The organism is Microbacterium sp. TPU 3598 (genome assembly GCF_002356155.1).
Taxonomy (GTDB): domain Bacteria; phylum Actinomycetota; class Actinomycetes; order Actinomycetales; family Microbacteriaceae; genus Microbacterium; species Microbacterium maritypicum_A.
Genome location: NZ_AP017975.1, coordinates 1,472,186 through 1,486,073, shown reverse-complemented (window position 1 = coordinate 1,486,073; position 13,888 = coordinate 1,472,186). Strand labels below are relative to the sequence as shown.

The window sequence follows — 13,888 nt, the reverse complement described above, 5'->3', positions numbered from 1 at the left end:
CCTCCTACGCGTGCCCGGCGCGCTCCATGGCACGGAGCTCTTTCTTGAGGTCCTGCACTTCGTCACGCAGGCGCCCGGCGAGCTCGAACTTCAACTCGGCCGCTGCCGCGAGCATCTGATCGGACAGATCCTGGATCGTGGCTTCGAGCTGCTGCGCCCCCTCGGCCGCGATGCCCGTGCGGCGCAGGTTCGGCGTGGGCGACTTGCCCTTGCCGGTGGCGCGACCGCGACCGGACAACATCTCTGCCGTGTCGGCACCCTCACGCGCCAGCACCTCAGTGATGTCGGCGATGCGCTTGCGGAGCGGCTGCGGGTCGATGCCGTGCTCTTTGTTGTACGCGACCTGCTTCTCGCGACGCCGGTCGGTCTCCTCGATCGCCTTCGTCATCGAGTCGGTCATCTTGTCGGCGTACATGTGCACCTCGCCGGACACGTTTCGGGCCGCACGACCGATGGTCTGGATCAGCGAGGTCCCCGAACGCAGGAACCCCTCCTTGTCGGCGTCGAGGATCGCGACGAGGGAGACCTCGGGAAGGTCGAGTCCCTCACGCAGGAGGTTGATGCCCACGAGGACGTCGTACACGCCGGCGCGCAGCTCGCTGAGCAGCTCCACGCGACGCAGGGTGTCGACGTCGGAGTGCAGATAGCGCACCCGCACCCCGTGCTCACCGAGGAAGTCGGTGAGCTCCTCCGCCATCTTCTTGGTGAGAGTCGTGACGAGGACGCGCTCGTCGCGCTCGACCCGTACCCTGATCTCCTCGAGCAGGTCGTCGATCTGCCCCTTCGACGGCTTCACCACGATCTCCGGGTCGACGAGACCGGTCGGGCGGATGATCTGCTCGACGATGCCATCGGCGATGCCCATCTCGTACTTGCCGGGAGTGGCGGACAGGTAGACGGTCTGACCGATGCGGTTCTTGAACTCGTCCCAGCGCAGCGGGCGGTTGTCCATGGCGCTCGGCAGCCGGAACCCGTGGTCGACGAGTGTGCGCTTGCGCGATGCATCACCCTCGTACATCGCTCCGATCTGCGGGACGGTCACGTGCGACTCGTCGATCACCAGCAGGAAGTCGTCGGGGAAGAAGTCGAGCAGGGTGTGCGGCGGCTCGCCGGGCGCGCGTCCATCCATATGGCGCGAGTAGTTCTCGATGCCGGAGCAGAAGCCCAACTGCTGCAGCATCTCGAGGTCGAAAGTGGTGCGCATGCGCAGACGCTGCGCCTCGAGGAGCTTGCCCTGCCGCTCGAACTCGGCCAGGCGCTCTTCCAGCTCGGTCTCGATGGTGCCGATAGAACGCTGGATGACATCGGTGCCGGCAACGTAGTGCGAGGCGGGGAAGATCGGCACGGCGTCGAGCTTCTCGATGACCTCTCCCGTGAGCGGGTGGAGCGAATACAGAGCCTCGATCTCGTCGCCGAACAGCTCGATGCGGATCGCATGCTCTTCGTAGACGGGGATGATCTCGATGGTGTCGCCGCGCACCCGGAAGTTGCCTCGCGAGAAGTCGACGTCATTGCGGTTGTACTGCATCGCGATGAACTGGCGGATGAGGGCGTCACGGTCGTAGCGCTCCCCCACCTGAAGGGCGACCATGGCGCGCAGGTACTCTTCGGGAGCCCCGAGTCCGTAGATGCAGGACACGGTCGAGACGACGACGACGTCGCGGCGACTCAGCAGCGAGTTCGTCGTGGAGTGGCGCAGTCGCTCGACCTCGGAGTTGATCGAGGAGTCCTTCTCGATGAAGGTGTCGGTCTGGGGCACGTAGGCCTCGGGCTGGTAGTAGTCGTAGTACGACACGAAGTACTCGACGGCGTTGTTCGGCATGAGCTCGCGGAACTCGTTCGCGAGCTGTGCGGCGAGCGTCTTGTTGTGTGCGAGAACGAGCGTCGGGCGCTGCACCTGCTCGACCAACCACGCCGTCGTCGCGGACTTTCCGGTACCGGTCGCACCGAGCAGCACGACGTCGGTCTCTCCCGCGTTGATGCGCGCCGCCAGGTCGGCGATGGCCTTCGGCTGGTCGCCCGCGGGCTCATACTCGCTGATGACCTCGAAAGGTCGGACACTGCGCGTGGGTTGCATACCTCCAGCGTATGCCGCCCCTCCGACATCGAGGCCGTCGAGAGGGATCCGCCCCGGTCGCATCCATGCGCACGGCGTCGCCCGCCGCGACAGCATGAGGAGTTCCTTTCAGGAAGACGACTGCCCGGTGGGTGCGCCGCGCAGAGCCGAGACGGCCGCGAGAGCAGCCACGCCGCACATCGCGACGATGACGGCGACGAACCAGCCCCAGTTCGCGGCGCCGAACACGAGGCCGAGCATCCACCCGAACAGGCTCGACCCGGCGTAGTAGGCGAAGTAGTACAGCGACGACGCCTGGGCCCGACTCGCGGGGCCTGCCGCGACCGGCGTCCATCCGGAGGCGACGGCATGGGCTCCGAAGAACCCGGCCGTGAAGAGCACGAGACCGCCCAGCACGATCGTCGCCACCGGCACGAGCAGCAGGCCGGCGCCCGCGGCCATCACAGCGATCGAGGCGAGCAGCACGGGGAAGCGCCCGACCCGCGAGGCGAGCGCCCCGGCCCAGGGAGACGAGACCGTGCCGGCCAGGTAGGCGAGGAAGAGCAGCGTGACCACCCAGGCGGGCAGCACGAACGGTTCGGCCGACAGATGGAAGCCGAGGTAGTTGTAGACCGCCACGAAAGCGCCCATCAGCAGGAATCCCTGCGCGTACAGCGCCCACTGCAAGGGCGAGCGCAACGGCGCACGCAGCTTCTCCAGGATGCCGGGCCCGCGATCGACGCGCAGACGACCGGGGACGAACCCCCTGGCGCGCGGAGTGAGCCAGAGGAACAGCGCGGCGGCGACCGCGCACATCACGGCGACCGACAGGATGCCGGCGCGCCATCCGCCGGCCTCCCCGACGATCCCCGACGCGATGCGGCCGAGCAGACCACCGACCGTGGTCCCGGCGATGTAGCTTCCCGCCGCAGCGGCGGCGTGGCGGGCCTCCACCTCCTCGCTGAGATAGGCGAGCGCCACAGCCGGCACAGCTCCCAGCGCCACCCCTTCCGCGAAACGCAGGACGAGAAGCATCCCGATCTCGCCGCTCAACGGGGCGGTGAGACCGAACACCGTGGCTGTGAGCACGCCCGTGGCCATGGCGGGCACACGACCGATGCGATCAGCGACCACCGACCAGGGGATGACCGCGAGCGCGAGGCCGAGCGTCGCGGCAGACACGCTCAGGGCTGCCGTCGCCGGGGCGACCGCGAGATCGGAGGAGATCTGCGGCAGCACGGCCTGGGCCGAGTAGAGCTGTGCGAACGTCGCGATCCCCGCGAAGAACAGACCGACGATGAGACGCCGATACTCGCGGGAGCCCGGGGCGTGACCGGAGAAGGTCACCGTGCGCTGATCCGCTCCCAGAGGGAATCCGTCTGCGCGCGTGTGCGCTCGAGAGAGTCGGACGTGTCGATCACCACATCGGCGATCGCGAGACGTCGTTCATCGGAGACCTGGGCGTCGATCCGATCCTGCGCCGCGCGCTCGTCCATCCCGCGCAGCTCGACGAGTCGCTGCCGACGCACAGCAGCCGGGGCATGCGCGACCACGATGAGGTCCCAGGGGTCGTCCACCCGTGCTTCGACCAGAAGGGGCACGTCGTAGACGACGACCGCGTCGGCATCGTCGGCGAAGGCCGCGTCGAAGCGGCGCTGCGACTCTTCGCGCACCGCCGGATGCACGATCGCGTTCAGCTGCGCGAGGAGGTCGGCGTCGCCGAAGACCTTCGCACCCAGCGCCGCCCTGTCGAGAGAGCCGTCGGGCGCGATGACATCGGCACCGAAGGTCTCGGCGATCCGCACGAGCACAGGCGACCCGGGCGACTGCACGTCACGCACGATCTGATCGGCATCGACGACGATGGCGCCGTGCTCCGCCAGACGCCGGGCGATGGTCGACTTCCCGGAGGCGATGCCGCCGGTGAGCGCGATGAGGGGCATGCCGCCAGTCTAAGGTTCGCTGCGGCCGCTCCTCACCTCGCGAGCAGCTGACGGCGCGAGCTGATCACGCCCGTGTCGAAGCCCGCCAGATGCAGGCCGCCGTGGAACCGCGCGTGCTCGATCTTGATGCACCGGTCCATGACCACCGAGAGACCTGCACCTTCCGCGATGGCCGCCGCGTCCTCGTTCCAGGACCCCAGCTGCAGCCACAGCGTCTGGGCACCCACCTCGATCGCCTCCTGAGCGATGCCGGGAAGGTCATCATGCCGACGGAACACGTCCACGATGTCGGGCACCACGGGGAGGTCGCTCAGCGTCGCGTACACGGGCTGTCCCAGGATCTGGGTCTCTCGAGGGTTCACGAGGTAGACGTCGTAGGCCGTGCTGGAGAGCAGGTATGTCGCCACGAAGTACGACGCGCGTGCAGGATTGTTCGAGGCGCCGACGATCGCGATGGATTTCGCGCGTCGCAGCAGACCGAAGCGCTCTTGCTGGCTCGGCCCGATCCAGGTGCGCCCGGGGATGGTCGCCGTCGAGCCGGGCAGCGCACAGGCCGCAGCATCCGTCACGGTGGGCAGCGCGCACGCATCGCCCGGGGTGGTCGCGCTCATCGGTTCACTCCTGTCGCCGTGGTGAGGGCATGGTCGAGGTCCCAGATGATGTCATCGGCGTCTTCCAGCCCGACCGAAATACGGATCAGATCCGCACGCACGCCTGCCGCGACCAGCTGCTCCTCGGTGAGTTGGCGATGTGTCGTCGACGCCGGGTGGATGACCAGGGTGCGGGCGTCCCCGATGTTCGCGAGGTGGGAGGCCAGCTGCAGGTTCTCGATCAGCGTCTCCCCCGCCGCCCGCCCGTCGTCTGCTGCGACTCCGAAGGCGAACACCGACCCGGGGCCGAGCGGCAGGTACTTGGCTGCGCGCTCATGATGCGGGTGCCCTTCGAGTCCGGCCCAGGTGACGTACGCCACTCGCGGGTCGGAGGCGAGCCAGTCGGCGACGATGCGGGCGTTCGCGAGGTGGGCGTCGATGCGCTGTGGCAGGGTCTCGATCCCCTGGAGCAGATTGAATGCCGACTGCGGGCTGAGCGCGGGGCCGATGTCGCGCAGCTGTTCGGATCGGAGCTTGGTGAGGAAGCCGTACTCCCCGAAGTTGTCCCACCACTTGATGCCGCCGTACGAGTCGACGGGTTCGGTCATCTGCGGGAACTTGCCGTTCCCCCAGTCGAACGTGCCCTTCTCGATGACGACGCCGCCGAGCGTGGTGCCGTGTCCGCCGAGGAACTTCGTCACGGAGTGGATGACGATGTCGGCGCCGTGCTCGAGGGGACGCGCGAGGTACGGGGTCGCCAGCGTCGCATCGACCACGAGCGGCACACCGGCCGCATGGGCGACGGCCGCCAGTCGTTCGACGTCGGCGATCTCTCCCGAGGGGTTGCCGATCATCTCGACGTAGACGACCTTCGTCTCCGGACGGATAGCGGCGGCGAAGTCGGCAGGATCGGTCGAGGCGACGAATGTGGTCTCCACACCGAAGCGGCGCAGCGTCACGTCCAGCTGAGTCACGGTGCCGCCGTACAACTGCGCAGCGGCGACGACGTGGTCACCCACTCCGACGAGGGCTGCGAACGTGATGAACTCCGCGCTCATCCCGGATGCGGTGGCGACGGCGCCGATCCCGCCTTCGAGTGACGCCAGACGCTCCTCGAGGGCCGCGACCGTGGGGTTGCCTATCCGGGAGTAGATGTTGCCGTACTTCTGCAGCGCGAAGAGGTTGCCGGCATCCGCCGCGTCGTCGAACACGAACGATGTCGTCTGATAGATCGGCACCGCCCGCGCGCCGGTCGAGGCGTCAGGGGTTCCGCCGGCGTGCAGTGCTCTGGTGCGAAACCCGAAGCGGTGTTCTTCCGTCATGTTGTCCTCAGTTCAGCGGGGTGGCAGTTCAGGGGTGGCGCGAGTTCGGACGCGGCGAGCACGTCGGCGATGTCATCGACGGCCCAGGGATTCTGCAGCGAGGTGGTGTCTCCGAGCGGCTGGGCATCGCGACCTGCCCGGCGGTCCTGCTCGGCCTCCCACAGCTGCGCCAGGAGTCGCCGCATGATCTTGCCCGAGCGTGTCTTGGGGAGGTCCGGTACCACCACGATGTGCTTCGGCTTGGCGACAGGTCCGATCGACTGCGCGACCTGCGCACGCAGGTCGGCCGGCGTCACTTCTGCGCGGCCCGACGGCGTCACGAACGCCACGACGGCCTGCCCGGTGATCGGGTCGGAGACACCGGCGGAGCCGGCTTCACCGACGGTGGCATGCGCGACGAGAGCCGATTCGATCTCGATGGTGGAGAGCCGGTGTCCGGAGACGTTGACGACGTCGTCGAGTCGGCCGAGGATCCAGATGTACCCGTCGACGTCTCGGGTCGCACCGTCTCCGGCGACGTAGAAGCCACCGAACTCGCCGTGACCGGCATACGCCGACCAGTAGGCGTCGCGGTAGCGCTTCGGGTCACCCCACACCGTGCGAGCCATCCCGGGCCACGGGCGGCGGACCACGAGCGTTCCGGAGCGGCCGGGTTCGACCTCGCGTCCGTCCTCGTCGACCACCGCGACGTCGATCCCCGGCAGGGGCACCGACGCCGAGCCCGGCTTGAGTCGTGTGACCCCGGGCAGCGGCGCGATCATCGCGGCGCCGGTCTCCGATTGCCACCAGGTGTCGATCACCGGCAGCTCGTCACGGCCGAAGTTCCGCCGGAACCACACCCAGGCCTCGGGGTTGATCGCCTCGCCGACCGTGCCGAGCAGACGAAGGGCCGAGAGGTCGTGCCTAGTGGGGAGCTGCGTGCCGAACCAGGTCATGAAGGTGCGGATGAGGGTGGGGGCCGTGTAGTACACGGTCACCCCGTAGCGTTCGATGATCTCGAGGTGGCGTTCCCGATGCGGGGAATCCGGGGTCCCCTCGTAGATGACCTGGGTGAGCCCGTTCGAGAGCGGTCCGTAGATCTCGTACGTGTGCGCGGTGACCCAGGCGAGGTCTGCGGTGCACCAGTGCACGTCGTCGGGCTTCGCATCGAAGTGCGCCCAGTGCGCCCAGCTCGCCTGCGTGAGATAGCCGCCCGACGTGTGCACGAGGCCCTTCGGCTTCCCGGTGGTGCCGGAGGTGTAGATGATGAAGAGCGGATGCTCGGCATCGAACGGCTGCGCGTCGTGCACGGGCGACGCAGTATCGACGACGTCGTGCCACCAGACATCGCGCCCGTCCGTCCACGGCACGTCCTGGCCCGTGCGCCGGAGCACCAGCACGTGCTCGAGGGCGGGAAGACCGGAGGCGGCGACATCGGCCGTGGACTTGATCTCGGTGGCAGCGCCGCGTCGGTACTGCCCGTCGCTCGTGACCAGCAGCTTCGCACCGGTGTCTTCGAGGCGGAAGCGCACGGCTTCGGCGGAGAAGCCCCCGAAGACCAGCGAGTGCACGGCGCCGATCCGCGCGCAGGCCAGCGTGATCACGATCGTCTCGACGAGCACGGGAAGGTAGATCACGACACGGTCGCCCGCCTCGACGCCGAGCGCCACGAGGGCATTGGCGGCGCGGCACACGCGCTGCCGCAGGTCGGAGTACGTCACCGCGACACGGTCGCCCGGCTCCGCCTCGAAGTGCAGGGCGATCTTGTCGCCTCGGCCGGACTCCACGTGCCGGTCGACGCAATTGACGGCCACGTTGAGCGTGCCTCCGGTGAACCAGCGCGCCGCAGGCACCGCATCTCCGCTCGGCGGCTCCCACTCATGGGGTGTGTGCCAGGGCTTCGCCCAGTCGAGCCGTCGAGCCGCCTCCTCCCAGAAGGCGATGGGGTCCGCCGCGGCGCGCGCGTACGCCTCCGCCGTCACGTTCGCGTGTGGGAAGTGGTCCGACGGCTCGTAGACACGAGCCTCCTGCAATCGCACCTCGGCCATGCTCACACCCACCGACGGAGCAGGTACTTCTCCACCAGCACGAGAATGCCGTTGGTGATGGTGCCGAGCAGAGCCAACAGCACGATCGAGAGGAGGATGCGGTCCACTCGACCGCTGTTCTGAGAATCCGTGAGCAGGAAGCCGAGCCCCATGGACGAAGCGATGAGCTCAGCGGCGACCAGGAACAACCACGCCTGGGCCAGCGCGAGACGGAGGCCGGAGACGACGGACGGCACGACCGCGGGCAGCTGCACGATGCGGAACAACGACCATCCGCGCAGGCTGAACGAGCGTCCGGCCTCGACGAGCTGCGGGTCGACGTGCCGGAGTGCGGAGGCGACCGTGGTGTAGACGGGGAAGAACGCCCCGATCGCGATGAGCGTGACCTTGGACTCCTCCCCGATCTGCATCCAGAGGATCAGCAGCGGCACCCAGGCCAGCGACGGCACGGCGCGGATGGCGGCGAGCGTCGGGCTCAGCAGCACGTCGCCGAGCCGGGACAGCCCCACCACTCCCGCCGCGGCGAGACCGATCAGGGAGCCGATCGCGAATCCGAGCAGCACGCGCTGCACGGAGATGGCGATGTGGGTCCAGAGCTGACCGCTCTCTGCGAGCTCGACACCGGCCTGGAAGACCGAGGCGGGCGTGGGCAGGCGGTAGGGCGGGATGAGCCCGTTCGTCGTGACGACCTGCCAGACGATCAGGATGATCGCCGGGAGGAGGAGGCCGGCGACGATGCGAACGACCGGACGGTCCCAGGTGCGCCGGGCAGCGGCATCGGGCCGCCTGAGGTCGCCTTTCGCGAAGTCGAGCGCGTCCCGCGAGTCGGCGGGCGCGATCACGCGCTGGTCGAGTTCACTCACTCGCCGTCGACCGCCTTCTCGGCGAAGGTCGCGTTCACGATCGAGGAGAGCGCCTTGTCGACGGAGTCCTTGCCGCCCTGCACGTCGCCGGACTCCACGAGCACGGGGGCGATCTTCTCGAGCACGGCGATCTGGTCGTCGCCGGGGACGCCGCTCACGTCGAGGTTCGAGCGCTCCTCGATCACGGTGGTGGCGACGCCGAGGTCGATGCCGGCGACCTCGGCCAGGAGCGCCGCAGTCTTGTCGGGGTTCTCCAGCGCCCACTCGCGTGCCTGCTCGTAGGCGTCGACGACCGCCTGCGCGAGGTCGGGGTGGTTCGTGATGAAGTCCTCGGTGGCGTTGAGAAAGCCGTACGTGTTGAAGTCGACGTTGCGGTAGACGAGCTTGTCACCCGACTCTGCCTCGGCCGCGGCCATGATCGGATCGAGACCCGACCACGCATCGACCGAACCGCCGTCGAGAGCCGCCCGGCCGTCGGCGTGCTGCAGGTTCTGCACCTCGACGTCCGAGAGCGACAGGCCGCCCTCTTCGAGCGCCTGCAGCAGGAAGAAGTAGGGATCGGTGCCCTTGGTGGCAGCTACGGAGGCGCCCTTCAGATCTTCGATCGACGTGATGTCGCTGTCCGGTCCGACGACGATGGCCGCCCACTCCGGCTGCGAGAAGATGTCGATGACCTGGATGGGCGAGCCGTTGGCACGGGCAAGGAGCGCCGCGGATCCCGCGGTCGAGCCGACGTCGACCGAGCCGGAGCGCAGCAGTTCGTTGGCCTTGTTGGAGCCGGCGGACTGCACCCACTCGACGGCGACGTCATCGCCGAGGATGTCTTCGAGGATGCCCTGGTCACGGATCACGAGGCTCAGCGGGTTGTACGTCGCGAAGTCGATCGACAGCGTGTCGGACGACCACTCGGTGGTCCCGGAGGTGGGCTTCGTGTCGGTGGCCGCGGCGTTCTCTCCCGCGACGCAACCGGTCGCGACGAGCATCATCGTCCCGGCGATCGCGATCGCGGGGACGATTCGGCGGGTGGTGATGCTCATCGGGTCTCCTCGGCGGTGCGGTGGTGGGTGTCGACGCCGAGGCCCTCGAGAAGGTCGGCGCGCAGGTCGGCGAGACCGCGATCGGCGCGGTCTCTGGGGCGGGTGCCCGGAACGGTGATCGTGCGGGCGATGGAGGACTCGTCGCCGTCGGCCGCGCCCAGCGTGCGCAGCAGGAGGACACGGTCGGCGAGATAGAGGGCTTCTTCCACATCGTGCGTGACGAGGAGGATCGTGGTGGGCTCCGCGGAGTGGATCTTCAGCAGCAGATCGTGCATGCGCAGGCGCGTGAGCGCGTCGAGCGCTCCGAAAGGCTCGTCGAGGAGGAGCACGCCGGGGTTCCGGGCGAGAGCCCTGGCAAGGGATGCGCGCTGGGCCATGCCGCCGGACACCTCGCGAGGACGCTGATCCGCCGCATGATCGAGGCCGACCAGCTGCAGCAGCTCACGGACGCGTTCGCGGCCGAGGCGGCGTGCGGTGCCCCGCGGGAGGCCGAGTTCGACGTTCTGTGCGATCGTGCGCCACGGGAGCAGCCTCGGCTCCTGGAACGCCACGGCCGTGCGCTCGTCCACGTCGGCGACGGGCGTATCGTCGAGTCGGATGCCGCCTCGTGTCGGCGCGTCCAGACCTCCGACGAGGCGCAGCAGGGTCGACTTGCCGCAGCCGGAGGGCCCGACGACGGCCACGATCTCACCGGCGGCTATGTCGACGTCGACGCCCCGCAGCACCTCGCGGTGGCCGTGCGGCAGAGGAAACGATCGTTCGATGCCTTCGAGCCGAACGGCCTGTGCCGTACCCACCGTCGTCGGAGCGACGGTGGTGCGCGGTGCGGGCAGCAGGGTGGTCATACGCCCATGCTGGCCGAGCGGATCGGTTGTCACGAATGCCGTCGTAATGTTGCGTCACGAGCGGGATTCCGTGGTGTGGATATGCGAAACGGGCCGCCACACCCGCCCGAAGGCGAGGTGACGACCCGTTCCCGAATGCTGCTTAAGCGTTGCCGCCCGAGAGCTTCTCGCGCAGAGCGGCGAGAGCCTCGTCGTCCGCGAGGGTGCCGGCGCCGGCAGCCTCGCTGGTGAAGGTCTGACCACCGAAGTCGTCTCCGGCCGCAGCCTCGGCCTCGGCCGCCTTGACGACCTGAGCCTTGTGCGCTTCCCAGCGAGCCTGGGCTGCAGCGTACTCCTGCTCCCATGCCTCGCGCTGGGCGTCGAAGCCTTCCTTCCACGCACCGGTCTCGGCGTCGAAGCCCTCCGGGTACTTGTACTCGCCGTTCTCGTCGTACTCGGCGAGCATGCCGTACAGGGCCGGGTCGAACTCGGTGCCGTTGGGGTCGACCGACTCGTTGGCCTGCTTCAGCGACAGCGAGATGCGACGACGCTCGAGGTCGATGTCGATGACCTTGACGAAGACCTCTTCGCCGACCGACACGACCTGCTCAGCCAGCTCGACGTGCTTGCTGGAGAGCTCGGAGATGTGGACGAGGCCCTCGATGCCGTCTGCGACGCGGACGAACGCACCGAACGGGACGAGCTTGGTGACCTTACCCGGCGTGACCTGTCCGATCGCGTGGGTACGGGCGAAGACCTGCCACGGGTCCTCCTGCGTCGCCTTCAGCGACAGGGAGACGCGCTCGCGGTCGAGGTCGACCTCGAGGATCTCGACGGTGACCTCCTGGCCCACCTCGACGACCTCGGAGGCGTGCTCGATGTGCTTCCAGGACAGCTCGGAGACGTGCACGAGGCCGTCCACGCCGCCCAGGTCGACGAACGCACCGAAGTTGACGATCGACGAGACGACACCCTTGCGGACCTGACCCTTGTGCAGGTTGTTCAGGAACGTGGTGCGCGACTCCGACTGCGTCTGCTCGAGCAGCGCACGGCGGCTCAGGACGACGTTGTTGCGGTTCTTGTCGAGCTCGAGGATCTTGGCCTCGATCTCCTGGCCGAGGTACGGCGTGAGGTCGCGGACGCGGCGCAGCTCGATGAGCGAAGCCGGCAGGAAGCCACGGAGGCCGATGTCGACGATGAGTCCACCCTTGACGACCTCGATGACCGTACCGGTGACGACGCCGTCGTTCTCCTTGATCTTCTCGACGTCTCCCCAGGCACGCTCGTACTGTGCGCGCTTCTTGGAGAGGATCAGACGGCCTTCCTTGTCCTCCTTCTGGAGAACGAGGGCCTCGACCAGATCGCCGACAGCGACGACCTCGTTGGGGTCGACGTCGTGCTTGATCGAGAGCTCGCGAGAGGGGATGACACCCTCGGTCTTGTAGCCGACATCGAGGAGTACCTCATCGCGGTCGATCTTGACGATCGTGCCTTCGATGATGTCGCCGTCGTTGAAGAACTTCAGGGTCTTCTCGACCGCGGCCAGGAAGTCCTCAGCAGATCCGATGTCGTTGATGGCGACCTGCTTGGTGGCCGGGGCGGTCGTTGCGGTAGTCATGTAGTGGGTTGTCCTTGTTGAATGGAGACTCGGGCTGGGAGGCAACGACCGCGCACGGCCGACTGCATGCTTCACAGCAGTTGGATTTTGGTTTTCTCGTCACGAGGGCACGCGCATGCATGCCACGAGTGACGGTTAAGGCTATCAGAAGTTCGGATACTGCAGGAGTCGGATTCCGATGGGCGCCGACCTGTGGATAACTCCCCCGGGCCCGACGCGCTCCGGGCTACCGTGACGGGGTGATCTCGCCGACTCCTCCCCTCGCCACTTCCCGTCGCCTCGGCGCTCTCATGATGGTCGCCGTTGCCATAACACTCGCGGGCTGCGCGCCGACTCCGGCTCCGACGCCCACGCCGACCGCAGCCTTCGCCTCGGAAGAAGAAGCCTTCGCCGCCGCGGAGGCGACGTACCGGGCCTACACGGACGCATTGAACGCTGTGGAACCCGCAAACCCTGACACGTTCGACGACACGTACGCCTTTTCAAGTGGCGGAGTCCAAAGAGCTGACCGAGAGAACTTCTCGACGATGCACGCCGAAGGTTATTCGATCAGCGGCGACGCGGTGGTGACCCGTTTTGTTGGACAAGCCGCCAGGGAGGCGCTTGAGGTCGTAGAGGCAATCATTTGTGTCGATGTCAGCGGCGTCACGGTAGTCGACGCAACTGGCACCTCCGTAGTCAATTCCGACCGCCCTGACATGTACGAGATCGAGACAACCTTCAAATGGGATGGTGACCACTTTCGGGTCGACGAAGTCGAGAGTGTCGAGGGCACTACATGCTCCGGGCTTTAGCAACGGTGTCCGTGGGCCTTGCCTTGTATACCTCGGCGAGCTCTGGCAGCAGCGATGGCGGAAGTGATCTACTAACAGGCACGGACGGGAATACGGTTGTAATCTCCGGCACCCAGACCCAGCCCTCTTCCGGCAGCCCACACAACAACGTCCCGGGCGGAGGGTCCCCGTCCACCCCGACCTCTCCGGCTTTCCCGGTGCACGAGTTCGACTTCGATTCGTGTCTCGACGACTGGAACAGCTCCCGCAGCTGCTTTCGCGCCGCGGTCGACGAGAAACCGACGTCACCCCGGCCACCGGCGACGGATGAGCCCGCCGCCCCGGCGATCACGATCGACGACCTCGCACAATTCGCTCCCGATCCGGTCGCGAACGTCGGCGAGCCCGACAACGTCGGTGTGGCCGGGATGCCGACGAACTTCGTCGCGGCGGCGTCCGCGCACACGCGCTCGGGCACCCTTCTCGGCGCCCCTCTCTCGGTGCGGTTCACACCTGTCGACTATGAGTTCGTGCACGGCGACGGCACCTCTGCGACATCGACCACCGGCGGACAGACATGGTCGGCGCTCGGTCAGGCGCCGTTCACCCCGACCGCGACGAGCCACGTCTATCGCGAGCGCGGCACGTACCAGGCGCATGTCAGCGTCCGCTACGCCGCGGAGGTCGACCTCGGCGGCGGCTGGTTCCCGGTCGCCGGCACACTCGCGATCCCGGGTCCCGCGCGGGAAATACGCATCTTCGAGGCTCACACCGCACTCGTGGCCTTCACCTGCGAACAGCGCCCATCGGCCCCAGGCTGCTGAGCGACATCGAA

12 protein-coding genes are annotated in these 13,888 nt (G+C 67.7%); 2 read left to right on the top strand and 10 right to left on the bottom strand.

Translation table 11 applies throughout. The annotated features are described in order from the left end of the window. Positions 1 to 4: 4 nt before the first annotated feature. From uvrB to rpsA, 10 genes are all read right to left on the bottom strand, one after another. Positions 5 to 2,077: an excinuclease ABC subunit UvrB gene (uvrB, locus tag MST3598_RS07005; RefSeq protein ID WP_029258316.1), complete on the bottom strand. Its 2,073-nt coding sequence runs from the start codon at positions 2,075 to 2,077 to the stop codon at positions 5 to 7. 108 nt (positions 2,078 to 2,185) lie between these two features. Next, entirely contained in the window at positions 2,186 to 3,403 is a 1,218-nt protein-coding gene (locus tag MST3598_RS07000) for an MFS transporter (RefSeq protein ID WP_081860069.1), read from the bottom strand. Next, positions 3,400 to 3,999: a dephospho-CoA kinase gene (gene coaE / locus MST3598_RS06995; RefSeq protein WP_021201532.1), complete on the bottom strand. Its 600-nt coding sequence runs from the start codon at positions 3,997 to 3,999 to the stop codon at positions 3,400 to 3,402. The genes MST3598_RS07000 and coaE overlap by 4 nt, the downstream gene beginning before the upstream one ends. 32 nt (positions 4,000 to 4,031) lie before the next feature. Further along, entirely contained in the window at positions 4,032 to 4,610 is a 579-nt protein-coding gene (locus tag MST3598_RS06990; RefSeq protein WP_081860070.1) for a CoA-binding protein, read from the bottom strand. Then, positions 4,607 to 5,911, bottom strand: coding sequence for an O-acetylhomoserine aminocarboxypropyltransferase/cysteine synthase family protein (locus MST3598_RS06985; protein ID WP_029258319.1), 1,305 nt, complete (start codon positions 5,909 to 5,911; stop codon positions 4,607 to 4,609). Before MST3598_RS06985 ends, MST3598_RS06990 begins: the two co-directional genes overlap by 4 nt. Further along, the gene (gene acs / locus MST3598_RS06980; RefSeq protein ID WP_051670921.1) at positions 5,908 to 7,938 is read right to left on the bottom strand and encodes an acetate--CoA ligase; all 2,031 of its coding nucleotides are present in this window, start codon (positions 7,936 to 7,938) and stop codon (positions 5,908 to 5,910) included. The genes MST3598_RS06985 and acs overlap by 4 nt, the downstream gene beginning before the upstream one ends. Before the next feature lie 2 nt (positions 7,939 to 7,940). Further along, positions 7,941 to 8,801, bottom strand: coding sequence for an ABC transporter permease (locus MST3598_RS06975; RefSeq protein ID WP_029258321.1), 861 nt, complete (start codon positions 8,799 to 8,801; stop codon positions 7,941 to 7,943). Then, positions 8,798 to 9,838 carry an aliphatic sulfonate ABC transporter substrate-binding protein gene (locus MST3598_RS06970; RefSeq protein WP_029258322.1) on the bottom strand — a complete coding sequence of 347 codons (1,041 nt, stop codon included), beginning with the start codon at positions 9,836 to 9,838 and terminating at the stop codon, positions 8,798 to 8,800. The genes MST3598_RS06975 and MST3598_RS06970 overlap by 4 nt, the downstream gene beginning before the upstream one ends. Continuing rightward, on the bottom strand, positions 9,835 to 10,683 hold the full coding sequence (locus MST3598_RS06965; protein WP_029258323.1) for an ABC transporter ATP-binding protein: 849 nt from the start codon (positions 10,681 to 10,683) through the stop codon (positions 9,835 to 9,837). Before MST3598_RS06965 ends, MST3598_RS06970 begins: the two co-directional genes overlap by 4 nt. Positions 10,684 to 10,825: 142 nt before the next feature. After that, a complete protein-coding gene (gene rpsA / locus MST3598_RS06960; protein WP_021201539.1) occupies positions 10,826 to 12,280 on the bottom strand; it encodes a 30S ribosomal protein S1 in 1,455 nt (484 codons plus the stop codon). 239 nt (positions 12,281 to 12,519) lie between these two features. Here rpsA and MST3598_RS06955 point away from each other — a divergent pair, with 239 nt between their 5' ends. Further along, positions 12,520 to 13,074, top strand: a complete 555-nt coding sequence (locus MST3598_RS06955) for a hypothetical protein (RefSeq protein WP_051670922.1) — start codon at positions 12,520 to 12,522, stop codon at positions 13,072 to 13,074. 197 nt (positions 13,075 to 13,271) lie between these two features. Continuing rightward, positions 13,272 to 13,877, top strand: a complete 606-nt coding sequence (locus MST3598_RS06950) for a hypothetical protein (RefSeq protein ID WP_231494417.1) — start codon at positions 13,272 to 13,274, stop codon at positions 13,875 to 13,877. Positions 13,878 to 13,888 lie beyond the last annotated feature (11 nt).

Coding starts and splice junctions, on each gene's coding strand:
- MST3598_RS06965 (WP_029258323.1), bottom strand. CDS start 10,683: ATGACCACCCTGCTGCCCGCACCGCGCACCACCGTCGCTCCGACGACG.
- MST3598_RS06985 (WP_029258319.1), bottom strand. CDS start 5,911: ATGACGGAAGAACACCGCTTCGGGTTTCGCACCAGAGCACTGCACGCC.
- MST3598_RS06990 (WP_081860070.1), bottom strand. CDS start 4,610: ATGAGCGCGACCACCCCGGGCGATGCGTGCGCGCTGCCCACCGTGACG.
- acs (WP_051670921.1), bottom strand. CDS start 7,938: ATGGCCGAGGTGCGATTGCAGGAGGCTCGTGTCTACGAGCCGTCGGAC.
- MST3598_RS06970 (WP_029258322.1), bottom strand. CDS start 9,838: ATGAGCATCACCACCCGCCGAATCGTCCCCGCGATCGCGATCGCCGGG.
- coaE (WP_021201532.1), bottom strand. CDS start 3,999: ATGCCCCTCATCGCGCTCACCGGCGGCATCGCCTCCGGGAAGTCGACC.
- uvrB (WP_029258316.1), bottom strand. CDS start 2,077: ATGCAACCCACGCGCAGTGTCCGACCTTTCGAGGTCATCAGCGAGTAT.
- rpsA (WP_021201539.1), bottom strand. CDS start 12,280: ATGACTACCGCAACGACCGCCCCGGCCACCAAGCAGGTCGCCATCAAC.